This is a genomic window from Moorena sp. SIOASIH, assembly GCF_010671925.1.
In the GTDB taxonomy this organism is placed as follows: Bacteria; Cyanobacteriota; Cyanobacteriia; order Cyanobacteriales; family Coleofasciculaceae; genus Moorena.
This window is the reverse complement of sequence record NZ_JAAHIH010000003.1, coordinates 1,341,504-1,366,245: the sequence shown is the minus strand read 5'-3', so window position 1 is coordinate 1,366,245 and position 24,742 is coordinate 1,341,504. Positions and strand designations below refer to the sequence as shown.

At 42.4% G+C, this 24,742-nt stretch carries 18 protein-coding genes and 3 pseudogenes; 8 read left to right on the top strand and 13 right to left on the bottom strand.

Annotated elements, in window-relative coordinates; all coding sequences use genetic code 11:
• The first annotated feature begins 134 nt into the window (after positions 1 to 134).
• Positions 135 to 1,397, top strand: coding sequence for a transposase (locus tag F6J90_RS20920; protein ID WP_293097617.1), 1,263 nt, complete (start codon positions 135 to 137; stop codon positions 1,395 to 1,397).
• On the opposite strand, the gene F6J90_RS20915 is transcribed toward F6J90_RS20920, so the two are convergent.
• Positions 1,377 to 2,312: a hypothetical protein gene (locus F6J90_RS20915; RefSeq protein ID WP_293097615.1), complete on the bottom strand. Its 936-nt coding sequence runs from the start codon at positions 2,310 to 2,312 to the stop codon at positions 1,377 to 1,379. The genes F6J90_RS20920 and F6J90_RS20915 overlap by 21 nt on opposite strands.
• 565 nt (positions 2,313 to 2,877) lie before the next feature.
• Between F6J90_RS20915 and F6J90_RS20910 the strand changes: the two genes are divergently transcribed.
• Positions 2,878 to 3,096 (top strand): hypothetical protein, encoded by a 219-nt coding sequence (locus F6J90_RS20910; protein ID WP_293097613.1) that lies wholly within the window; start codon positions 2,878 to 2,880, stop codon positions 3,094 to 3,096.
• A 3-nt stretch (positions 3,097 to 3,099) separates the two neighbouring features.
• Here the strand turns inward: F6J90_RS20910 and F6J90_RS20905 are convergent, their stop codons facing one another.
• From F6J90_RS20905 to F6J90_RS20895, 3 genes are read right to left on the bottom strand one after another with little or no spacing between them, the layout of a single operon-like run.
• Entirely contained in the window at positions 3,100 to 4,347 is a 1,248-nt protein-coding gene (locus tag F6J90_RS20905; protein ID WP_293097611.1) for a response regulator, read from the bottom strand.
• Positions 4,344 to 7,466 (bottom strand): DAHL domain-containing protein, encoded by a 3,123-nt coding sequence (locus F6J90_RS20900; protein ID WP_293097609.1) that lies wholly within the window; start codon positions 7,464 to 7,466, stop codon positions 4,344 to 4,346. Before F6J90_RS20900 ends, F6J90_RS20905 begins: the two co-directional genes overlap by 4 nt.
• On the bottom strand, positions 7,463 to 8,455 hold the full coding sequence (locus F6J90_RS20895) for a cytochrome-c peroxidase (protein ID WP_293097607.1): 993 nt from the start codon (positions 8,453 to 8,455) through the stop codon (positions 7,463 to 7,465). Before F6J90_RS20895 ends, F6J90_RS20900 begins: the two co-directional genes overlap by 4 nt.
• Positions 8,456 to 9,024: 569 nt before the next feature.
• Here F6J90_RS20895 and F6J90_RS20890 point away from each other — a divergent pair.
• From F6J90_RS20890 to F6J90_RS20870, 5 genes are all read left to right on the top strand, one after another.
• Positions 9,025 to 13,098 (top strand): ATP-binding protein, encoded by a 4,074-nt coding sequence (locus F6J90_RS20890; protein ID WP_293097604.1) that lies wholly within the window; start codon positions 9,025 to 9,027, stop codon positions 13,096 to 13,098.
• A gap of 18 nt (positions 13,099 to 13,116) precedes the next feature.
• Positions 13,117 to 13,929 (top strand): GAF domain-containing protein, encoded by an 813-nt coding sequence (locus F6J90_RS20885; RefSeq protein ID WP_293097602.1) that lies wholly within the window; start codon positions 13,117 to 13,119, stop codon positions 13,927 to 13,929.
• Positions 13,930 to 13,955: 26 nt separating this feature from the next.
• A complete protein-coding gene (locus tag F6J90_RS20880) occupies positions 13,956 to 15,389 on the top strand; it encodes an adenylate/guanylate cyclase domain-containing protein (protein WP_293097599.1) in 1,434 nt (477 codons plus the stop codon).
• Positions 15,390 to 15,862: 473 nt separating this feature from the next.
• A complete protein-coding gene (locus tag F6J90_RS20875; RefSeq protein ID WP_293097596.1) occupies positions 15,863 to 16,468 on the top strand; it encodes a Crp/Fnr family transcriptional regulator in 606 nt (201 codons plus the stop codon).
• 600 nt (positions 16,469 to 17,068) lie between these two features.
• A complete protein-coding gene (locus F6J90_RS20870; RefSeq protein ID WP_075903769.1) occupies positions 17,069 to 17,632 on the top strand; it encodes a calcium-binding protein in 564 nt (187 codons plus the stop codon).
• 162 nt (positions 17,633 to 17,794) lie between these two features.
• On the opposite strand, the pseudogene F6J90_RS20865 reads toward F6J90_RS20870, so the two are convergent.
• The 4 genes and pseudogenes from F6J90_RS20865 to F6J90_RS20850 all read right to left on the bottom strand — a co-directional run.
• Positions 17,795 to 18,214, bottom strand: a pseudogene (locus F6J90_RS20865) (oxidoreductase); the annotation flags it as partial.
• Positions 18,215 to 18,236: 22 nt separating this feature from the next.
• Positions 18,237 to 18,620: an Mth938-like domain-containing protein gene (locus F6J90_RS20860; protein WP_293097592.1), complete on the bottom strand. Its 384-nt coding sequence runs from the start codon at positions 18,618 to 18,620 to the stop codon at positions 18,237 to 18,239.
• A 42-nt stretch (positions 18,621 to 18,662) separates the two neighbouring features.
• Positions 18,663 to 18,827 (bottom strand): annotated as a pseudogene (locus F6J90_RS20855) (4Fe-4S double cluster binding domain-containing protein); the annotation flags it as partial.
• Positions 18,828 to 19,054, bottom strand: a pseudogene (locus F6J90_RS20850) (helix-turn-helix domain-containing protein); the annotation flags it as partial.
• Between the two features lie 567 nt (positions 19,055 to 19,621).
• Here F6J90_RS20850 and F6J90_RS20845 point away from each other — a divergent pair.
• Positions 19,622 to 20,053, top strand: a complete 432-nt coding sequence (locus F6J90_RS20845) for a response regulator (RefSeq protein WP_293097589.1) — start codon at positions 19,622 to 19,624, stop codon at positions 20,051 to 20,053.
• Between the two features lie 156 nt (positions 20,054 to 20,209).
• On the opposite strand, the gene F6J90_RS20840 is transcribed toward F6J90_RS20845, so the two are convergent.
• The 5 genes from F6J90_RS20840 to F6J90_RS20820 form a co-directional block, all read right to left on the bottom strand.
• Positions 20,210 to 21,115: an NAD(P)-dependent oxidoreductase gene (locus F6J90_RS20840; protein WP_293097587.1), complete on the bottom strand. Its 906-nt coding sequence runs from the start codon at positions 21,113 to 21,115 to the stop codon at positions 20,210 to 20,212.
• A gap of 179 nt (positions 21,116 to 21,294) precedes the next feature.
• Positions 21,295 to 21,726, bottom strand: a complete 432-nt coding sequence (locus tag F6J90_RS20835) for a hypothetical protein (protein ID WP_293097584.1) — start codon at positions 21,724 to 21,726, stop codon at positions 21,295 to 21,297.
• Positions 21,727 to 22,176: 450 nt separating this feature from the next.
• Positions 22,177 to 22,911 carry an SDR family oxidoreductase gene (locus F6J90_RS20830; RefSeq protein ID WP_293097582.1) on the bottom strand — a complete coding sequence of 245 codons (735 nt, stop codon included), beginning with the start codon at positions 22,909 to 22,911 and terminating at the stop codon, positions 22,177 to 22,179.
• Positions 22,912 to 22,922: 11 nt separating this feature from the next.
• Positions 22,923 to 23,855, bottom strand: a complete 933-nt coding sequence (locus F6J90_RS20825; protein WP_293097579.1) for a phosphoglycerate dehydrogenase — start codon at positions 23,853 to 23,855, stop codon at positions 22,923 to 22,925.
• Positions 23,856 to 23,858: 3 nt separating this feature from the next.
• A complete protein-coding gene (locus tag F6J90_RS20820) occupies positions 23,859 to 24,575 on the bottom strand; it encodes an acylneuraminate cytidylyltransferase family protein (protein ID WP_293097576.1) in 717 nt (238 codons plus the stop codon).
• Positions 24,576 to 24,742 lie beyond the last annotated feature (167 nt).

The following is a 24,742-nucleotide window of genomic DNA, read 5'->3' as shown; positions in this document are numbered from 1 at the left end:
AGGCTTAGCGGGAGACGGGGCGTATAAAGTGCGGACGCAGGTGACCCACACAGCCCCTCAGGAATTGGGGACTAAATCTGTTGCGTTTTTCTAGATATTCCGCTATAATGATGGAAATGGTAGCGGAAAGGTCGATGCTAACCCAAGTCAATAATCTTCGTTTAGACAGACAACAGATGTTAGCTCTCAGACAAATGTGTCATTTGAGCAAAAACATGTTTAATGTAGGATTGTACAATGTCCGCCAGTATTTCTTCCAGGAACGCAAACATCTGCGGTACGAGAGTAATTATCATCACTCCAAGGAAAATGATAATTACAAATTACTGCCAACGGACATTGCTCAACAAACCTTGAAAATTGTCGATAGATCTTTTAAATCTTTCTTTGGTTTACTGAAATCAAAAGCTAAGGTCAGCTATCAAGAAAAGGTAAGACTACCTGGCTACTTACCAAAAGACGGTCATTTTATTCTTGTTATCCCAGTAAGAAAGCGTGACTGGGAGAAGCTCCCTGGAAAGAACTGGCTATTTACCGTCCCGATGTCTCGTCAATTCAAAAAAGAGTATGGGTCAGTCCAGTTTACTATCCCAGAAAGACTGAGAGCTAAGACTGTCAAAGAAATCCGCATACTTCCTAAGTACAGAGCCAGGTATTTTGATGTCTGTTATTGCTACGAGGATAATCCTGAAATAAAAATCGAAAAATCTAATGATATCTTAGGTATTGATTTAGGACTTGATAATTTTGCTACATGTGTTAGTACTACCAAAAAATCATTTATTATTGACGGCAAAAAGATTAAGTCTGACAATCAATTTTACAATAAGCGCAATGCACTACTTCAATCCAACAAAGACTTACAAGGTATCAAAACCTTAACTAATCGACAAGCTAGATTGTTAAGAAAGCGAAATCACAAAATAAGGGATTTTACCAACAAAGCAGCTAGATATGTCGTGAACTGGTGTAGAGAGAATAAAATCAGCAAGATTGTTATCGGGTACAACCCTGATCTAAAGCAAAGGGTCAATATGGGCAAGCGAAACAATCAAAAATTCGCCCAAATTCCGATTTATACATTTAAGGACAAGCTGGAAAGCCTCTGTCAAAGGTATGGGATTGAACTAGCTGAACAAGAAGAGTCCTACACAAGTAAAGCGTCTAGCCTGGATCACGATGAACTCCCTGTCTGGAATGCTGACAATCCAAAAAAATACACATTCAGTGGGAAAAGGGTGAAACGTGGATTATATCGAACCAGTAAAGGTTGGCTAATTAACGCTGATTGCAACGGAGCACTGAATATAATTCGCAAGCATACAAGTAAGCCTAATGATTTTATCGGAGGGTGTAGAGGTTGTTTGGCTCAGCCGTTAAGGGTTTTTTGCTCTTAAGAATCTCCCGCTATAATCGCCAGATGAGCGCGGTGAGAGTGTCAATGCTATCCAGGTCGAATACACGTAACCAAAGTACACCCACTTCGCTTGTTTCACCTCTTGCGGACTCCGCCCAGCTAGCAATCTCACCAGTATTTGCGGCTGAGAGATACTGAATCCGAAGCCAAAAACGAAGAATCCTACTAGGTAGGCGAGTAAGGTTAACCAGCTAAATCCTGCCGTGAGATTCATCAATTGAGGATCAATCTGATTGAGTTCTGAGATAATTTTTGACACCCCACCCCCGTTGATAATGGCTACTGCCAGCATGCCAAAGCAAACAAACATCACCACAAAAGCCTGCACCACATCAGTCCAGATTGAGGCTCTGAGTCCTCCGGTTACGCAGTAAACTAAAATCGAACCTGCTGCGATCAAAGCTCCAATGGTAGGGTCAACTCCAAAAAATACATCAAGGGTCTTGGCAGCTGCAGCAAATTGTGCGGCAGTATAGGCTCCGATAAATACAACAGTGATCACAGCAACGATCAAGGTGATTATTCGTCTACCTTGAGGCTTTTTGACTGTAGAGCCTAGGAATTCCGGAATAGTTTGGGAGTTTTTATCTCTGGAGATCTGGTTTATTTTATCAGGAAAAAAAGTCCAAAAGGTTAAATCACCTAAGAACCAGGCAATTACCATCAGCATAGCAGAAACTCCCATGGAGTAAGCCATTCCAACGGTTCCGATCATAATCCATCCACTGTTTCCCGTTGCGCCAGCACTTAGACCCACAAAGACTTTTCCAAAAGAGCGTGAGCCAAGTAAGTAGTCTGATTCTGTATTATCGGAAGATTTAGCAGCTAGAGCCCCAATCCACAAAAAAATTACTAGAAACAATCCAAAACTGAAAATTGTAATACCTGATTCCATTAGTTTTTATCTAAGGTTTTTTGAGGTTTAACTGCTCCGGTTGGCCAACTCCAAAGCGTAAGCATTCAGCCTATGCGCTACGCGCACGCGTGCGCGTTCAGCGGTCAGCCGTCAGCCCTGAGCCATTACCGTAGCGTGAGCCTTGGCCCAAAGCTAATAGCTAATAGCTGATAGCTGATAGCTGATAGCTGATAGCTGATAGCTGATAGCTGATAGCTGATAGCTGAATCCTTACTCCAAAGCTATGAATACCATGTATGAAGACTATGGGATAAAACTGAGCCCAATTCTCCCGGATGTCTGCCACAAATTTTTACTCGCTTTTGGTAATGGGTAATGGTCGTCCAATTAAGGATTAGCCATGACGCGATAATCAGCTCTCTAATTTCTTTTATAGAAAGGGGATTAGAGAGCTTGAAAATTTCAAGGCGATACCGTTTCCTACAAGCTATTACACCGATCAGGAAAAAGTTTTTCCTATAGTATCATATTCGATTAAATACCGATAATTTCGGGGGGTTGCTTAATAATGGAATGATTTTAAGAGTGAGGTGGAATAGGCATCTTGGTGGAACTGGCATCTTGTGTAGAACTGGCATCTTGCCAGTTTCCTCCTTATTTTCGGGCGGGCAGGATGCCCACTCTACTCCTATTCATTCAAAGACTGACGCAACGCCATAATTTCCGGGGGTTGCTTATACCAAGTTGTGTTCTTGCCATGTTAATGCCGTTGTTACTCGCCTGGAAGAATAAGAGATTACAAAACTTAGTGTTCAGTGCTTAGTGTTCAGTGTTGTGCAGGAAGCGTAAAGTAAAACGTACTTCCCACTCCAGGCTCAGACTCTACCCCAATCTGTCCCCCGTGATTTTCCACAATCTTCTTGCAGGTGGCTAGACCAATACCAGTGCCAGGATAGTCTTTATTGCTGTGCAGACGCTGAAATATCTCAAAGATATGCGATCGCTGATCGGGTTCCATGCCAATGCCATTGTCATGCACCCCAAACAGCCAGTAGTTACCATCATGCTCCAAACTATTCCGCCCATTCTCGTGAAACCCAGTTGCATTGATACTAGAAACTATTCCTACCTCTGCACTGTTGTCTACGGGCTTTACTGAAACCTTGACTTGGGGGGATTTCCCTGGTGCTTGAAATTTAATGGCATTGCTGATCAGATTTTGAAATAGCTGGATTAGCTGTGTCTGACTAACATTCACAGTAGGTAGGGAATCATGGGTAATCAGCGCATTTTTCTCAGATATGGCAGCCTTTAAGTTATCTAAAACTTGCCCCAACACAATATTGCAATCCGTTGATGTGATGTCTTGGGAGTCGGCTCCAACCTTCGCATAAACGAGTAACTCCTGCATAAACGTTTTCATCCGAAGGCTGGAATCTCGAATTTTTGTAATGTATCCCTCACCCTTGATGTCAAGCCTGTCCTGGTAATTGATGTTGAGCATATCAGTATGCAAGATAATGCTTTGCAGAGGTTGGTTCAGGTCATGGCAGAGAACATGGGCAAATTGTTCTAGTTCGCGGTTAGAGCGTTCTAACTCCTGATTAGTGGTTTCAAGGGCTAAATTTTTTGCCCAGAGTTGCTTTTGCAACCTCTGAATCGTTAGTTGATTTTCTACACGAGCTAAAACCTCTTGAACCTGGAAGGGTTTGCTGATGTAGTCTACACCACCGACTTCAAAGGCTTTGACCTTGTCGATCACTTCATTGAGAGCGCTCAAGAAAATTACTGGAATATGGCGGGTTGACTCGGAAGCTTTCAGCTTTTGACAGACTTCATAGCCATTCATATCTGGCATTTTAATATCCAGCAAAATTAGATCTGGCAATACTGAGTGGGCTACTCTGAGCGCCATGGAACCGTTAATCACGCCTCGAACGTCATACCCCTGCTCGGTCAGGGTGTCAGACAAAAGATGCAGATTCTCGGGTATATCATCAACAACTAAAATGTTCCCTTTAGGGGTCTTAATTTGAGTGATATCTAATGGTGTCTTAGTTTGAGTAATAGTCATGATGTAGGTGGTTCAGTTAAATCAATGATTTTGTCGCAACGAAAATTTCGCACCAAATCCGTCAGTGCGATCGCAACCGGACCATGTTCGGAAGGAATTTGCTCGATTAGCTGGAAAATCCGCTGATTATTAACTTGGTTAGCTGCTTGGTACAGCTGTTCAACCCACTCAGCAGGCATCACAGCTAGAGCTTCCCGGGTCAGCGCCTCAGTTGCGGATCTTTGAGGTGAGGTGGCTGAAGTTTTTTCTTCATAGACATAACGTACTCCGAGATAGTGAGCCATTGTTTCAAAAATCTCCTCCTCCTGGAAAGGTTTACGGACAAAATCGTCACAACCAGCAGACAAGATAACCGCTCGCTCTTCATTAAAGGCACTGGCAGTCAGAGCAATAATAACCGTCGCTTGACCCTTCAAATGGGCTTTGATCTGTTTAGTAGCCTCATAGCCATCCATTACTGGCATCCGCATATCCATCCAGATCAGATGCGGTTCCCAACTCGACCATAGCGCTACCCCTTCTTGACCATTCTCGGCTTCACGAACCTCGAATCCCAGTGGCTCTAGCAGCTTGACCAGTAGTTTTCGACTCTCCCATTTATCTTCAACTACCAGGATCCGATACTTAGGTTGGTCAGGTGCTAACCCAATCACCGATCGGGTTGGGTGTTGTGTCTGAATGTCTGCACCTGCTCCAGCCAGACTAATCTGGATATCAAATGTAACGATTGTTCCTCCACCTAGAGGACTACTAAGGGTGATGTCCCCTCCCATCAACTTCACGAATTGTCGGCTAATGGACAAACCCAAACCAGTTCCTTGCTCAGATTTCCGACCGATTTCAGTTTGGACAAATGCTTCAAACAAGCTGTCAATCTCAGCTGGGTCAACACCAGGACCGGTATCTTCTATTTCAAAGGTGATTGTCTGTCCGGTAAGGGTTGCAGGTTGAAGGTTAGTAGGTTGAAGGTTAGCAGGTTGAAGGTTAGTTGGTTGAAGGTTAGTTGGTTGAAGGTTAGTAGGTTGAAGGTTAGCAGGTTGAAGGTTAGTTGGTTGAAGGTTAGTAGGTTGAAGGTTAGTTGGTTGAAGGTTAGTTGGTTGAAGGTTAGTAGGTTGAAGGTTAGTAGGTTGAAGGTTAGTTGGAGTTGCCAGTTGCTGGTTATTGGGAAAACCTTGGCCTTTCGGCCACGCTTTCGGCAAAGCCGACGCTGCGCGAACGCGAACAACATTCAACCTGTCAACCTTCAACTGATCAGACCTGTCAACATTCAACTGATCAGACCTGTCAACATTCAACCTGTCAACATTCAACCTGTCAACCTTCAACTGATCAGACCTGCCAACCTTCAACTGATCAGACCCGCTAATTTTCAACTTTTCATTGTTACTAACCACCCGCAAAGTGACACTGCCTTCTTGAGTAAATTTGATAGCGTTTCCCAGTAAATTAATCAAAACTTGGCGCAATTTTCCCTGATCTGTTTTCACATATCGAGGAAGCTCTGGCTCTCGGTAAACAATGAGCTGTAAGCCTTTGGATGCGGCTCGCAGTCCTAACATCTCTTCGAGACTATCCAGCAAACGATACAGGTCAAAGCTAGTTTCATTTACAGTTATCTGACCTGCCTCGATTTTGGACATTTCTAATATGTCGTTGATCAAGTTCAGTAAATGCTCACCACTGCGACTAATGATTGCTAGATATTCCTGATGTTCCTGATTCAGCGATGAGTCACGGTTCATCAATTGGGTGAATCCTAGGATGGCATTGAGGGGGGTGCGCAGTTCATGGCTCATATTGGCAAGAAATTGGCTTTTGGCTTTGTTAGCTTCTTCAGACTTTTTCCGGGCTTTTTCGGCTTCTTTCATACTTTCAGCAAGTTGGACAGTACGTTCTTCTACCCTAGCTTCTAAGTCCTCATTAAGTTGCTGCAAGACCCGGGAGGCTTGTTTGCGCTCAGTAATGTCATGAAAGAACACTGAAAGACCATTAATACCTGGATAAGCTTTCACGTCAAACCAACGTTTCGTCGGTGGATAGTATTCTTCAAAGGTGACAACAACCTGTGCAGCAACCGCCCGATGACATTCCTGGTAGAACTTGGAGCCAAAGACTCCGGAAAACACCTCCTCTAGATTCTGATTCAGAAGCTGTTCGGGTTGACTCTGTAGCATTTGGAAAGCTTGGGGATTAAGATAGGTAATCTGCCACTGGTCGTTTAGGGAAATAAAGGCATCTGTGATACTTTCGAGAATGTTGATGGTACGACGGTTGGCTTTTACCAAATTGTTTATAATTAAGTAGGCAATCCAAGCCAACACAATCAACAACCAAGTATAGGCATATAAACGATAAGTATTAGCTGTATCAATAGCTTGGTAATAGTATAGGTTATAGACGTAATCCAGTTCTTCGTTTAGCTGCTTAGTAGGGAGCTGTAGCAGTTGCTGAGTCAGTTCATCTACCTGAGGTTTATTGCTCATAATTATTCTGGAATGGCTCAGGGCTAGATCGATAAATTCTTCATCTTTACCAAAAGGATTTTGGTCTTTTATCAGCAACAGCCTATCCATATTTTCCTTGATCAGCGCTTCTAATTCCTGATCAGAGTTGAGGTTGTAAAGCAGGATATTTTTCAGCAGTTCATCGATAATAACTTCTAAATAATGGCTTTCGCTTTTAGCCGAGGTACTTGTTAGGATATCATTAGTCAGAAACGGTAAGTAACTCAGGGAGTTTTTTAGAATTGCATTCTGGAATTTTAATCTTTCGATTAACTTTTCTTTTTGACTTATAATTTCTGAATTTTTGTTAAGAATTTTCGTAAGTTTTTTACTGCCGTCCTGATTAATAAATGTCGGGATTATTTTAAGGCTATTTTGGGTATCTTTGAGTTGAGATACATGCTTGACAAATGGATCGTAATAGGTTAACAGATCGTACCGAGATTTGATAATATCCTGATTTAATATTACATCTATCTCCTTTTGTTGATTTAAAGTATTTTGATACTGTTGGTGTTCTTCAATATTAATTGGTAGACTTTTATTCACCAAAAAAGCCAAGATAAAAACAGCAGCTAAGGTATTTAGGAGCTTTAGCAATTGAGTTTTGTTCACAATGGTTTTCCTTGGTACTCGCCTGTGAGAGTTTTGAGGAACTTGACAATCAGACCAATATCGTTTGGGGACAGTGGACGTCCCAATTCATATTTGCCCATTATCGTCACAGCTTCTTCAAGAGTTTCAGCTGAACCGTCGTGAAAATATGGTGATGTTAGAGCCACGTTGCGCAAACTGGGAACCTTAAATACATAACGATCACGTTCATTGCCAGTGACATTAAAGCGTCCCAAATCAGCTTTGGTAAGCTTACCGCGATCTTTAAAGTAATCTCCAAACAGACCAAAAGCCTGGAACATATTACTGCCGACATTGACTCCTTGGTGACAGCTAACACAGCCATAGGCTTTAAATAGACGATAGCCTTCTTGTTCTGAGGAGGAGAGGGCATTTTTATGGCCGTGCAGAAATTGGTCAAAGCGTGAGTTGGGAGTGTACAGCGATCTTTCAAAAGTAGCGATCGCATCCTTGATGTTGTCGCTGTTGATACCATCTTTATACAGTTGGCTAAATAGTGAGACATACTCAGGGGATTGCTTGAGCTTACTGAGGATTTCTTGCCAATTAGAACCCATTTCATGCTCTGCATGGATTGGTCTATCAATCTGTTCGATCAGGGTTTCAACGCTTCCATCCCAATGTTGCTTAAAATTGAATCCACTGTTGAAGACTGTGGGTGCATTGATCAAGCCAATCCTATTGTTGATCCCAATTGAACGCACCATTTGGTCTGTACCACCGGTATTTAGATTGTGGCAGCTAGCACAGGAGATGGTGTTATCCTGTGACAGTTGGGGGTCATGAAAAAGCCTCTTGCCCAGTTTAACCTTGTCTTTGTTTAGTTCTAATTTGAGTGGTATTGGCTGAATTGGTTCATCAAAAACAAGACTATATTCTGAGTATTTTACCCTATATTTTATTGAGTTATATGATAATTTATAATGATTATTAATGAAAATTATAATTATACTAACAACTATCACCATATAAATATAAAAAGCTTTTTTTATGTCACTAAGTTTAGTCTTATGAGAAACCATTTAATATATTAATTGATTATGTTTTTTAAAATTAATATGTTGATTGTCCATGGGTCACATTTGAAGGTTCAGAAGATAACCCGATCACCGGCTAACCGACTAACCGACTAACCTAAACCTGTTCACGCTCTGGATCTAAAATAAATAAATGAAATTATTATTAGTTAGTATGACCCTATTTGAAGTTCATCAAATTACAGAACCACAAGTCAACCGTAATATTACTGAAAATTTGTCATTTGTAATTCATAATTCAGGGTAAATTACCGATTATACTCAATCGGTTTGACTAATTATCATATCTCTTCTATGGTAATTGATACTTGGTAGTTTACGAGTCACCATTACCGATTGCCCATTACCAAAACAGGGACTATTTAGTAAGTGATTAACGGGATTTGATCTAACAACTAACGACTAACGACTAACCACTTAAAAAAAAATTACCCGGACTGACTATAATTTTCCTGGTAGAGATTAGGCGAGATCCGATCAAACCTATATCCGATTTTCTTATGGAAACATCTGAATACACTCAGCTCAATCCATTTATCCAGGCTCGTGAGTACTTTGAAGAAATTCTTAATTGGCTCTGTTCTGAGGAAGCGTACCGTCTCACCTATTACCAGATAGAAGAAAACCTCTGGATCAATGGTATGGAACTGTTGCGGCAACTGCTACAAGGTTATCTGGATTGGCGGGGAGACAATCAGCCAGAAGCACTGTACCCAAGAAGGCAGGGTAGGTACTCTACCCAGGTCAATCCCCAGCCTGGAAGTGATTGGGGTATTGTCCAAAATAGGGATAATTTGTACTCCGATCCAAGAGAGGGAAGAGAGGGCATCAGGGGAGAAAGGGGAGGTAAACAATTGTCATCTTATCCCACCAGTAGGCAACCCAGCCTAAGGACTATCTTCGGAACAGTGAGACTTAATCGTTTTAATGCTAGTTCCCAGAGAAACTCACCTCCGGATAATTCCCCACTCAAGGTTTACCCACACGGGTACTGTCAGGTGAGCGGTATTCCTTTAGCATCAGAGGTGGACACCAGTTGCTCCGACCCCACTATCCTAGCCCAACCCCAGGCAAAAGCTGCTGAAGTTTCTCAGGAACAACAGGAAGGATTTTCCATAATAGATATGGGAACTTGGTTTAGACGCCAGTGGTGGCTTAAGCACAATAGTTATCAATCGGTATGGCAGCCAAGGCGTTCTGTTCCCCGGTTGTTAATTAGTGGCACCATTGCGTTAGTGGGAACAGCAGCTTTCACCAGTTATTGGGTGGTTCGGAGTCTGATTCTTGAGAGTCTGAAGGATAATGCTGAATTGAAGGTCTTGATGGCGGGACATCAAATTGATGAATGGCTGGCGGCTCTGATGGCGAAGGTGGAAACTATTGCGAATACTCCCGAAGTTCGGTCTTTGGACTGGGAGGTTGCCCAACCCTATCTGCAATTCGAGCAAGAACGATTGCCCGATTTTCATATGTTTGTCATGGCTAAGGGGAATGGCTCTTACTACACCAGTCGTGCAGGTTTTATTGAGGGGAAGAATCTTAGCGATCGCACTCACTTTCAACGAGCGATGCAAGGAGAAACGTTTGTGGATAATCCGGTAGTCTCTCGTTCTACTGGTATTCGCCAAGTCAATATTGCGGCTCCTATCTGGTCAGTTCCCCCCAAAAATCACACGGAAATTACTCCAGAAAACCTGGCTTTGGGCAACCGTAACCGGTCGGATGTGGAACTGGGGGATGTAACCCTGCGAAAACCAGGGGAGTTGGCTGGTCCATTTTCTTTCCCCATGGGGGAATTTGCTGGACCGGTTTCCTTAGACCGAGTGTCAGAGGTGATTACCAATACTACCTTAGGCGAAGGGAGTTATGCCTTTGCTTTGGACTCAAAAGGAGTACCCATTGCCCATCGAGATCCAAAGGTAATTCAATCTGGTAGGAGTTTTTTAGACTCCCCTTACCCCAATCTCAAGCAAATTGCTCAAGAGATGATGGAGGCTAGGAAAATAGCCAACCCGCAAGAGTCGGTAACGCTACTGGAACTGGATGGTCAGTGGGTATATGTTGCCTATGCTCCTCTGCAACAGGCGGATTGGTCTGTGGCTTTGGTGATTCCCCGGGCTAATGTGGAACGACAACTCAATTATCTCAATCTGCTGGCATCGGTGTTGGGAGTGATGCTGATCATCGCCATGGTTATTGCTTTACTACAGATTCAAACTTTCGAGCAGGCCAACGCCAGGGCTCAGCAGGAGGCGCTGCTGAATAGGCTTACTACTCGTATTCGTGAATCTCTGGATTTGGAAACAACTGTGCAAACTACTGTCAATGAAATTGCTACCCTCTTGCGTCTCGACCGAGTGACTTTTGGCTGGTATCACCAAGACCAACAATGTTTGGAAATTCTGTGTGAACATCGAAAAGCTGATTTACCGTCCCAAGTGGGATTAATAAGTATCGAATCTTGTCATGATTTATGCGATCGCTTAAGCCAAGGACAGATGCTTCACTTCCATGATAGCGGTGATCAACTCATCTACTGCCAGACAGGGAACTATCTGGCGTTACCAGTCATGATTCGGGGGTTGCATCCTCCTGGCTATTTAATTTGTATGCGCCGCAAGCCTTGGAGCTGTAGTGATTTGGAATTGGAGCTATTACAAGCCGTGAGCAATCAGTTAGCGATCGCCATCAACCAGGCACATTTATACACCACTACTCAAGAACAGTACACAATTGTCAGTGAACAAGCTCAGTGTCTCAAAACCACCACGACTCAATTACAGCATACTCTGGCTTACGTGGATGCGATGATTAGAAGCTTAGCAGATGGATTACTGGTAACAGATACCAAGGGCAAAATTACTCGCATCAATCCAGCTTTGGTGAGCTTGTTTGATTCGGGGGAAACCGAGTTACTCGGTCAAGGGTGTCAGGGAGTGTTGGGGAATGCGATCGCAAACCTAGTCACTCTTACCAAGACTAACCCTCAACAAGTCTTTACCGCTGAAGTAGAACTGACCAATCAACGGATTGGCAAAGCCGTAGCCACTGCTATTCTAAAAGATACTAAGGCTACAGATAACCTTGATAGTGAGGATGGCTTTATGGGTTCGGTAATTCTGATCCGAGATATTACCTTTGAAAAAGAAGTAGACCGGATGAAAACAGACTTTATTTCCACAGTTTCCCATGAATTGAGGACTCCCCTAACCTCAGTCATGGGTTTTGCCAAACTGATTCAGAAAAAACTGGAAAAAACCCTATTTCCCTTAATTTCTACCAATGACCACAAGATTCAGCGCACCCTGAAGCAAGTGTCAGAAAATGTTAACATCATTATCTCCGAAGGGGAGCGTCTTAAAGCTTTGATCAATGATGTCCTGGATCTGGCTAAGCTAGAAGCTGGTCGAGTGGAGTGGAAAATGCAACCCCTCTCAGTTGTAGATGTCCTAGAACGAGCAATCATTGCTACGACTGCTCTGTTTGAACAGAATGATGTGGAATTAATTAAGAGTATAGACGAGGGCTTACCTCAGATAATTGGTGACCGAGACCGACTAATTCAGGTGGTGATTAATCTAATCTCTAATGCAGCTAAGTTTACGGATAAAGGGTTTGTATACTGTAAAGTAAGGCGAACTGGTTCAGAGATTACCGTTAGTATCATTGATAGCGGTATAGGCATTTCTGAAGCCGAGCAGACGCTGATCTTTGAAAAATTCAAACAGGCGGGTAATACTCTAACTGAAAAACCTCAAGGTACCGGCTTAGGACTCCCTATTTGTAAGGAAATTGTGGAACATCATCGAGGACAAATTTGGGTCGAAAGCGAACTGGGTAAAGGGAGTAACTTCTCCTTTAGCTTACCCATCCCGGTTGAGTCTGAACCTGGAGTCAAAACCATAGCTGCTGAAACCCTGCTCACCCAACTACACTCATCCATGACCACCTCGAAAATGACCACAAATTCCAGGGATAAAACCATTCTGATTGTGGATGATGAAGCTCCGATTCGAGAGCTACTCAAGCAGCATCTTAGAGCAGAAGGTTACAGGATTCAGGAAGCCAAAGATGGTTGGGAAGCAATTCAACAGATCAAACAAGAACGTCCTGACCTAATTATCTTGGATGTAGTGATGCCCAGAATGAATGGGTTTGATACAGCAGCGGTGGTTAAAAATGACTTGCACAGTATGGATATTCCGATTATCATTTTGTCCATCACTGAAGAGCAACAGGCTCTAGGAGTTGAGCGATGTTTGAGCAAACCGATTAATCTCGAAGAACTGCTCAAAGACGTTGTTCGACTGACCTCTCAAGAAAAGCCGACTAAGCAAGTTTTGATAGTGGAGGAAAATCTCCCTCAAGCTCAAATGATTACTCAGGTATTACGGAAAAGAGGAATCGGGATAATTTCTGCCCGAAATGGTCAAGATTGTCTTTCTAAAGCGATTTCATTAAAACCTGACATGATTCTGGTTAACTCAGGGATTGCGAAAGAACAAGCGTTGGTTAAAAAAGTGCGTTTTGAACATAAATTAGCCACGACATTTTTGATTTTATTAGATGATTAATACTAAACTAATATATGCATGAACGCTATTAAACTTAAAAAAATAATTGCAAAAAAAGACATCTCGTCACTGCTCAATAACCTGATAACTTCCCTGGGAGGAGATATTAGTATTCAAGACATTGATGAGCAACTGTTATTCGGAGATGAGCCTGATGATTCATCTGGAAAATACAAGATAGACCTGAAAGGAACTACTTTAGGGTGGGTTAGAGGAGGAGAGAATGCTCGTCCTATTGCCGCTCTAATCAATTATTTAGCGAATCGAGAACTAGAACGCCGATCAATTGCTATAGAAACCTTAGATAACTATCGAGAAATAAACTTACTCTACAATCTATCGGGGAAATTAACTGCCAACTTAATGCCTCAAGACGTTGCTCAAATTGTGATTAATCAAACTAGGGAATTAATTCCAGTAAATCGGGGATTTCTCTTTTTGCTAGACCAAGACCAATCCCAACTGGAAGTACTCGCTAGCTTTGAGCCAGAAATGGGGTATAGACCCCAGAAGCAATCGATAGCAGGTATTGTTCGCAGTGTGATTATGACTGGTGTAGGAGAAATCGTTAACGATGTCTCATCGGATCCCAGGTTTGTGCCATCTGATTATCCGATCAGTTCCCTAATGTGTGTCCCACTCAAGACCAAAGATGAAGTAATTGGTGTGATTGAGCTCAGTAGTGAACAACCTGTAGACTATACAGCCAGGGATTTGAAATTGATCAGTGCTTTAGCATCTCAAGCCACATCAGCCATATCTAATGCTATCCTCTATGAAAATATGCTTCGAGAGGAACGGGTGAGGAGTAATTTGAATCGATACTTTTAAGCCAATTTATAATATTAGCACAAAGTATGGCATCTGTCAGTCTCAAAAAAATTATTTCTAAGCCAAAAGCGCTAGGGGTCATAAGTCAACTGATTGACGCCATAGACACCGCTGTCCAGATTGAGGATGTCCACGGAAAGCTGCTGTTGGACAATCCTAGGAAAATTCGGGTATTGGGAGGTTGTAACTTAGCCAATAAATATCCCGTTGAAGCAAGAGGTCAGGTGATTGGCTGGGTCAAGGGGGATCAGAAAGCGATCGCAATTAAAGAACTCCTGAATTATTTGGTTAATCAAGAATTAGAAAAAAAAGATCTAGGCAGTGCTATCTTAGATCAATACCGAGAAATTAATTTACTCTATAGAGTTTCAGAACGGATTCCATCCTGTTTAGAGCTGTCCGCTATTGCTCAGCTTTTCCTGGATGAAGCGAGAAGACTGATTCCAGGAGATTGTGGTTCAGTCTTGTTAATTAATTCCGAAACTGAGCAACTAGATATAATCTCAGCCTTTGGCAAACAGTATAATCCAACAGAATTTTTTCAGCTGAGCAATAGTAAGACAAAGAATGGGCTAGGAATTGGCAAGGCTGAGATTGTGAATCAGGTTCAAGATGATCCCAGGTTTATTGCTAGTGTGAAGTCCATCAACTCTCTGGTTTGTGCTCCTCTAAAAACCCAAAAGGGTCTGCTGGGGGTGATTAACTTTTGTAGTGAAAAACCGGTTAATTATACAGCTCAAGACTTGAAATTTTTAACGATTCTTGGAGCTCAAGCAGCAGGAGCTATTGAAAATGCCTTGCTCCATAGAAATAAACTACAGGAGGAGCGGATTAAAAGCCGACTGGAACGCTATATTCCTTCCCAACTTGTCCAAGCCATTATTGATGCCAAGGGCAATATCTCCCTGACTCCAGCCAAAAAGCCTATTACTATATTGTTCTCTGATATTCGGAATTTCACAACTCGGTGTGAAGAATTAGAAGCCCATAAAATTGTTGAATACCTGAACGAATATTTTACCTCCATGGTCGATGTTATCTTCAGTCATGAGGGAACAGTCAATAAATTTGTGGGGGATATGATTGTGGCTATGTTTGGTGCGCCCTCGAAGCTAGAGGATAATCAGGGACAAGCGATCGCAGCTGCTATTGCTATGCAACATCAACTTAAAACTATGCCTACCCCCTGGATCCGGGAGAATTTTCTAACCGGTATTGGGATTAGTTCAGGAGAAGTCGTGGTGGGAAACATTGGTTCTCCTCAGCATATGGACTATACAGCCATTGGTGATGAAGTCAATATCGCTGCCAGATTACAAGCTATGGCCAAGGGGGGTCAGATCCTCGTCAGTGGTAGTGTCTATGAAGGGACCAAGCACCAGTATACCTATCGGGAATTGGGTCAGGTTCCAATCAAGGGAAAACGGCAAACAGTAGATGTATTTGAGTTGATTAACTGATAAGATGTTCAGCATTGAGTTTGGGATATCTAAATTAATCAAAGGGAACAGGAAACAGGGAACAGGGAACAGGGAATAACCAATTTAAATGCACATCAGTTTACCTAATATCTCCGATAGTTAATCATTTCGTATTTAGATAAATTGTTACTTGTTATCAGTACTTAGGTAGTAAATATACTTCTAGGGGGTGTTATTAAGGGGCTGCATCTCACTGTTGCAATTAGGCAAAAATTCTAATAATATTCCCACACTTCCCACACTTCCCACACTCCCCACACTTCCCACACTTTCCACACTTACCCTTCTTTTTTACAAATATGAGATGCACCCTCCGAGCTTCCTACTCCTAGTTGCTGTCTGGGACATTTTCTGTGTTCAAGTTCTGATTTTTTGCGATCTTTTCCAACAGACATCGCCAAAAATGATTGCTTAAACTATTCACATGTCCTGCCGTACTAGAAGCCTTATTGATGAATCTATTGAAACCTGAGAGCCTTCCCCCTGCTCTAAGTCAGGGTGTCATATTCCAGAATCTGGTTGCTGAACAGAAGCTATTCTACCAGGGAAATTCCGCATCGTCTTTTTTTGTAGTGGAAACAGGGCGATTCAAAATTGTTCACTACACTCAATCAGGGAAAATGGTTACACTCCAGGTTGTTAGAGCCGGTGAGAGCTTAGCTGAAAGTGCTCTTTTCTCAACGGTCTATCCTTACACAGCAATTGCTAAGGTAGCTTCACGAGTAATTGTTTATCCCAAGCAACTTCTTTTGTCAAGCCTTTGCCTTTATCCTGACTTGGCCGAGAATTTCATGACCATTTTAGTTAGACACATTCACTCCCTCAGAGTCCGTTTAGAGTGGCGAGAAATTCGGACTGCTCACGACCGGGTACTTCAATATCTACACTACTTAGCTCAGTTCCGTAATCAAACCGTTCTCAGCTTAGACCAACCCTTCAAAGAAATTGCTGCTGAACTAGGTTTGACTCCCGAAACCGTATCACGAGCTTTGATGCAACTGGAGAAAACAGGAGCAATTACTCGTAAGAGGCGTTTGATTACCTTAATTGAAAATTGAAAATTGAAAATGGTTAATTGTCAAGAGTCAATTAACCATTAAGCATTAACCCTTGCCCTGAATATGAAGTGATTCACGGGACGAGCTATTACCTGTGTAAAACTTGATTTGAATCAAGTAAGTCTAATTTGTTTCTAATTTTTATTCTTGACTAATAATTTATAATCGCTCCGTCTAACATTTGATTTTAATCAAGCAAGTCTAACTTTTTTCTAATTTGTTTCTAATTTTTATTCAAGTAGAAAAAATTATAGTTGATATCAAGTCCGGTTAAACACTCATCCAACCAGGTAGTAGTTTAGACTACTCACTCATCGTTAATTGTTGATGGTAACTTCAATTAATTCCCATTAATTCCCATGAACTCCCATTAACAATTAACGATTTACCTGAATACAACGTGATTAACCGAGATCTTGCACCATTGTCATTCATCCTAGGGTGGGCAGTGCCTACGCGCTTTGCAAGCTTCATTATCTGTCTGGTGCACTGCCCACCCTACATCAACCAAGCTTATTGAGAATGGTGCAAGATGTGAGATTAACCGGACGACCTATGACCTGTTACAGAAAATTCAAGCTAAAACAAGGAGAGAATTAAATGGCAGCAACATTAAGTCCAGGTAGCACAGCTCCGCTATTTATAAGCGACTTTGAGGGTGCAATGTTTTTTGATAGCCCTCAAGAGGGTGGAGGTGTATTCGCCGTAGGACAAGAAGATCAAACTAACATTTTTATTTTTGGCGACGGTAATGATGTAGCAGCTGGCGGCGATGAAGTAGATATACTCATGGCTGGAGCAGGAGACGATAACATCCAGGGTGCTGGAGGAACTGACTTTGTCTTCGGCGGTCTCGGAGATGATATTGTTCGAGGCGGCTTAGGAGATGATGTTGTTGTTGGCAATGAAGGATCCGATGTTCTGATCAGTGGCGGCGGCAGCGATATCTACGAGTTTTTCGCAGATCAGTTCTTAGAAGGAGACTTGGATATTATCCTCGACTTCGAAGTAGGAAGTGATGCGATAGTAGTTGTAGGCAGCACTGATGTAAGTTACGATGCCTTCACCGGCTTTTTATCGGTTGATGGATCGGAAGTTGCAGTATTAAATAGGGGGTTAGATATAGACGTCTTTACCAGAACCAATTCCGCTGTAGTGTTCTAAAACGTAAGCTATCAGCTATCAGCGTGTCGCGTATCAGCTATCAGCTGATGCGCTACGCGGACGCTACGCGAACAGACCAATTAAAGTAGGGTGGGCAAAGTATATAATCTAGAATACTCATGCATAAGCAAACTGTTTTTGCCCACCCTACAAGCTGCTATCTTGGTGAACGGGCAGTACCTGCTCTAGTAATTCCGGTACAATTCCTGGTTCGTAAGGGAGTTGGGGAGTGACATCCCCCAATTCGAGATAGGCGCGTTTGAGAACAGGTTCTGCACCGTCCAGCATATTCCGCATAGCAGGAACGTTGGCAGTCACGGCACAATCTCCGAAAGAAACGAGGATTTTGCTACGTTCCCGAACTTGGTTAATGAGTTCTAAGTTATCTTCATTGGCAATACCACCCTCTACTAAACAAACATCCACGTTTTCCGGGTATTCTTTCAGGTCAGACCCAACGGGACTGTAAACCACATCTACATATTGGGCGAGTTCGAGCAGCCATTGGTCTAGATCCAAAAAGGACATATGACATCCCGAACACCCCGGTAAGCATACTGTTGCTAATTTAATTTTTTCCATCGTTCCTCAAGCTGATAACGAGTTAACAAGTCGAATGAAATATACCTCCGACTTTTTTACCTTGTTGCATCAAACTGTTGAATAGGTCTACAGCTAATTTAGTCTGCCCGATATAATACTCAATTCCTCTTTGATGGAGCAATTCCTCAGTTTCTGGACAGGTTTGTAGCATTAGTTGCATACCACGGGACAAAACCAGAAACTCTATGCCCTGAGCCAAAATTTCTTCGATATCGGCGGGTTGAATACCGGGCTGATGGCGAGTACCTGTGAGTCTCCAATCCCATTCCTTAGCTCCTCCCGGCCATACTTTACAATCTTTGAATTGATAAGTCTCACCATTATTGGTTACCTCCATACGACCCCAAGAGATATGACTAATTAGGCTTGTCTGAGATTTGTTCATAACTATTACTGATCCAATTGTCCAACTATTAATTAGTAGAACCTATCGCTTCCATTCTTGTTTGGTTCTAGCTGTAACCAAAAATTCCAGCTTACCGCGATCGCGTTCTTTCTCTGCAGTTGTTGTGCCCTTACGGAAAATTGCCCCTGTGGGACAAGCATCTACGCATTTTCCGCAGGAAGTACAGGCATTTACCTCCCCCCAAGGAGAGTAACAGTCTTTTAGCCATTCGGTTTTCTCATCTTTTTTGAGCTTTGGCAACATACCATTGAGTGCAGAACGAGACAACCCAATGCCGGTCTCTTTGTAAGTTTCTATGCATTGATTTAGCGCGCATAATTCCACCACCAACGAGCACAGCCAAAGTGCTGAGCAAGTATATGAATTTGCTCTTGTGTGGGGTAAATCCTTATTTTGACGGCTTGATGTCTCACTGTTTCTACACTTATCTATCGACCTTCTATCATTATATATAGCACTACGTATTAAGGTTAGGACATTGATACAAACTGAAAAGCTGTTGTAGTCAACTTTAGCATGCATGCCTCTTGCCTCTTGCCTGGCGCGTAGCGCTATATATTTTGCGATAAGTCGTCAAGTCATCGCTAAATATTTGTTCGCGTAGCGTGGCCTACGGCCAGGGGTCTATCCATCCCCACCCGTGCATAGGGATGGGGATGGATAGACCCCTCAAACTCCCCGATCAGTTAAACAGTGAAAAGACTGTTGGCTTGATCAGGTTTTGATACAGGGCATTATTAGCTTCTGGCAACTATAGCAACTCCAGTATGCCCCCATTACCATTTGGTGTGGGGACTTTTTTGTCCTACTTTAGCTAAAGCTACTTTCAGATTGTGTCCGCTTGAATACTTATCTAATAATTAATTAATAAATACTTAAATACCCTACCGATTTACCAGCAAAGCATCCGGAATATCTTACTTGATCAAGTAAATTAGTTGGTGTAGAAACAGGTAATGCTTTACCCAGCAGACTGCTCTATGACTAAAAAAATCTTGATCGTTGATGATGAACCTTATATGAGACTACTGATCGAGCAAACCCTGGAAGACCTGGAAGATGAAGGGGTAGAATTACTCACCGCTGAGGATGGTGAAGATGCTCTAGAGCAAGTTAAGTCAGAGCAACCTAATCTGGTATTTCTGGATTTAATGATGCCGAAAATGAGTGGGTTTGATGTCTGTAATCAGATCAAAAATGTTCTGTGTATGAACGATGTTTATGTGATCATGCTAACGGCTAAGGGACAAGAGTTTGATAAACAAAAGGGCAAAGAGGTCGGCACAGATATGTACCTCACTAAACCCTTTGACCCTGATCAAGTCTTGGAAAAATCTCAAGAAATACTTGGTATAGCGCTACGCTTAGCGTCAGAAGTCAGAAGTCAGAAGTCAGAAGTAAGCTATGACTAAGTTTCGGAGTTTAGGAATGTCAAACTAAATGCGTAGTGCCATATCACCGCTACTAGCTGAAAGCAGGACAGATTTCCCTAGCCATCACCAATTTCCCAATAACTAATCTACTGTCCCGGCTTAAGTGGATAGCGGTATCACTAAATCCATCATCCTTCAGCTTCTGAGTTCACCGTAAGCACGGATCATGGCTTGAGTTCCCTGTTCACCTCCTGTACCACTGTCAAGTTGTTGAACAACTTTGAAAAGACGGTCAGCTAATTCCACTCCAGCTAAATCCAGACTAGAAGACTGGAGGCTTTCGAGTACAAGCCTGAGGTCTTTGACCATGTGCTTAATCATGAAACCAGGCTCAAAGTCAGACTCAGCCACTTGTTGCCCTAAGTTGGATAACGCCCATGACCCAGCCGCACCTGTGCTACAAACTTCAATAACTAAATTAGGGTCAATTCCTTGATGTTCTGCCAACTTCATTGCCTCGCATAGCGCTACCATATGGACAGAACAAAGCACCTGGTTGCACAGTTTAACTGCTTGACCGCTGCCCACCGGACCGCACAGGCGAATGGTTTTGCCAAGAATTTCCAGTAGGGGTTTACACTCCTCGAAGTCCGTCTGCTCGCCTCCAAGCATAATGGTTAGGGTACCATTTTTGGCTCCGATATCCCCACCGGAAACTGGTGCATCCAGAAAACGTAGGTTGTGCTTCTTTAGTTCCCCACTGATTTCCTGGGCTGCATTTGGTCCAATGGTGGTGAAATCCACAATTAGGGTACCGGGTTTGGCATACTCAGCCACTCCCTCAGCTCCCAGCATAACCGCTTCCACATCTGGGACATCCCCCAAGCAAGAAAAAATTATGTCAGCTGACTCGACAGCTTCGCGGATGGATGAAACTACCTTGGCTCCAGCATCAGCAGCAATCTTGACTCCTGGACGATCGGGGGTGCGATTCCAAGCGATAGTGGGGTAATTACTGGTGGAGTAATCACTACGGGCAAGATTGGCTGCCATATATCCACCCATAACGCCGAGACCAAGAAAGGTAAGATTGGTGTTCATGCTGATTCCATTAAGTCCGCTTATAATATTCTTACCTGAAAGAAGACGGGAGTTTGAAAGCCCCTGTACTTTAGCGGGGGATGAAAAACGACTCGGCGAAACGGTAGTGGTACACAATTCGTGATTTTAGCTCCCGTTACCTTGACCAGAGCAACGCCTACATCACTACATCTTTACCACTACCTTTTTTTTTTACACATATCTAAAGCTTGTTCAAAGGTAATTTTTGGAAAAATTTGTAGTTTACCATCAACTGTAGCATCATAAATCTCTCTACCAGATCTATTAAAGTTAAATCGAGCCATATGATAGGCTAATTCAGAGCCTTCTAGATCTGGCAGATGCCATTCTTTATTCCCAAAATACCCAGGAGTAAAATGGTTTGGATCATCTCCTTTTAGGAACTGTTTTTCGTTAGGATTACCTACAGCAGTAAAGTTATGATCGACTCCTATCAAGAAAATTCTCTTAAATCCCATATAGAAGGCTAGCTGCATTGCTACATAAGTTACAGTGTATCCTTCGCAAATTAACTTCGATGCATCTGTCTGAAAAATGAAAGGATTACCTGCTGTAAATATTTTATAAATATGATTCCTTTTATCTACCACATTATCAGCGGCTCTAGCTGATAAAAAAGATGGACATTTTAAATTTTAAAACTCTCTCGCGCTTTGCTCTATCACCAAAGAGTTTACTGCAACATGATAGCTAATATTTAAATTTAATTTATCAAATTCAAATATTAAGTAGATTTTGTTTAAACCAAACGTATAATACTTGTTCAGTAATGATAAATCCATCTTATTAAGTGAAGGGCCATTACCAATAATAAAACAGTCCTATTTTTGATGAATTTTCTTAAATTGTAAAAGTCGCTTAGACTCATTAAAGTGCCATTGAAGGTACACTGGATTTGAGTAATTATTAAGATACTCAACAATTGCATCTCTTGCTACTCGTAATTGTTTTTGAAGCATAATCAATTCAGCAGTAAAATGGTTAATTATTTGGTTAAATAGTTTGGGCTTTAGATATGCGAATAAATCTTTATTGTTAACCTATATAGGATCGTGTAAACGTCCTCCAATGCCACCATCAACGCTTAAAGTTGCACCGGTTATGAAACTTGCTTCAGGCAAAGATAGAAACAATGCCACTTTTGCTATTTCTGCTGGTTGTGCAATCCGTCCTAGAGGATGCATTTGAGACAAATTCTCAAACTCTTCTTTCTTCCCTTCAAACCCAGCCATTAACATTGGTGTCGCTACTGCTGCTGGACAAATCGCGTTTACCCGGACTCTTTCCCTAAGATCCACTGCCATACTTTTGGTTAAACCCACCAAAGCTGCCTTACTGGTTGCATAACACACAAACCCAGGCTTGGTAAGGCTGGCGTGAATACTGGCAATATTTACTACTGAGCCGACCGCTTGTTCCAACTCTGGCAGCAATGCCTGAGTTAACACAAAAGGAGCTACCAAATTAACATCTAGTGTCTGATGCCAATCTTCTACTGTGAGTTGGTTTGTGGGCTTGAGGATTTGCACTGCTGCATTGTTAATTAAGGTAGTCAAACCTCTGCTTTGCAAGTGCGATCGCACTTGCTCAACAATTTCTGAACAATAAGCTGCATCACTGCACATTTTCTGCAAATTGCCGACAATCATAACATCGCAGGATGCAGCCGCTGAAACTACATCAAGACCAATCACAAAGTGATTAGCTTCTTTAAAAACCTGGCACAAAGCTTGCCCAATGCCACCCGCAGCTCCAGTAATTAAAGCACTTTTCACGATCTCAATTCCTAGGCACATCCAAGAAAATCAAATAGCAAATGCATTGCTTGATAACTAGCACGACGCACAGCATCCACCGTATTAGAAGCATTATGGGAGCCAAAAATACACTGTTCAAAAGGCCGTAGCCCAGAGGCTTCCGGTAATGGTTCCATTTCAAAAACATCTAAGGCTGCCGAATGCACCTGTCCAGAGGACAATGCCTCCACCAATGCTGCTTCATCAATCAATGCACCTCGGGCAACATTGATCACCCGTACCCCTGGCTTTGCCTTAGCAAATGTTTCTGAATTCAGCATATGATGATTTTCACTAGTTAACGCACAGGTCAGCACAATCAAGTCGGCTTCTTCCAAGCGTGCGGGCCAAGTAGCAGGTTGTACTGCTTCTAATCCCTCCACTGCTTGGAAATAAGGATCGTAAGCAATTACCCGCATGTCAGCTGCTAACAGCCGCTTCGCCGTATTGCGCCCAATATCCCCAAACCCAACTAAAGCAACCGTCTTATCCCCTAGAGAAATGCCTGCTGGTTTTAGCCATGTTCCTGCTCTAACGGCTCGGTCAATCATGAAAGTCTGTCGTGCTAGGGCAATTACATAGCCCATGGCAATATCGGCTACTTCTGCACCAAACATACGAGGGGTATTTGCTACTAAGATACCATTATCATTCGCTGCTGTAAAGTCCACATTATCAACCCCAACACCCCACTTTACTGCTGCTTTTAGCTTCCCAGATTTCCCGTTCTCAAACACTTCGCGAGTGGCAGGATCGTCGCCAATAATCCAACCGTCATACTGAGGAATGAGGGACTTTAGTTCTTCCACGGATAGGGTTTGCACTACTGGAGGACAATCAACTTCAATGGCTTTTGCTGCAAACAGTGGTTTGAATTCATCCATCAAACCTAACATGGGTGGACAGGTAATTAATACTTTCATTGCTCATGCCGCTTGTACAACAGAAGAAGGATAGAGATACTGGGCAACTGCTTCAGCCATTTGCCAGTCCACTTTATCGTCAATATCAATCGACTCTAAGGGAGGAGTTTCAAACATCATAGGTTGCTTGCCAATCCTGGCTTGAGTGGCAGCGAAGCTTAAAGGTGTAAAAATGTAGAGATTAGAATTTTCTTCGTACCAGGGTTCCAAGTCCTGAGTTCTAATTAGGTTATTGGGATTGTGGTTAATGGCAGAACCATCTTGACGGTAGAAGCGAGTTTGGAAGCGATTAACTGTAAATAGCGAATCAGCAGTTCCCGTAGCCCTAGCCTCCAGAAACTGCTGAAGTGCCTTGCGAATTGTTGTGGCACTGAGGAGGGGATTTGTAGTGTGGGTCATCAAGTAAATATCGGCAGGTTCATTTGCTATGTCATCTGCCAGAATCCGGTTCATGCTGACGAAATCACCACACAATTCTGGTTTGCGTACGCGAATCTGAACTCGATCTGAATCGACCAATCCGTGTTCTGCCAGAATAGAGCGAGCATCTGTATTTATAATCACTTTTGAGACTTCGTTTAGCTCAATAAGTGCATTTAAAATCAACTTGAATAAAGGTTTACTATTCAATGGCTTAAAATTTTTACCCTTGACTCGCTCGCTGTTAGCTTTCATTGGCAAGAGAGCAATAATTTTCGGATCAGTATTAAAATAATTCATTAAAAAATAATATCTAAAAATTTTTTAGTAAAATGTAAATACTTAATCAGATAAGTTACGTAAAACTACCCTAGCTGGAGCTCCTTCTACTCCCTTGAGCTTAATTGGTAAACATAACAACTCATACTTTCCAGTTGAAATATCCGTTAAATTCAAGCCTTCAATAA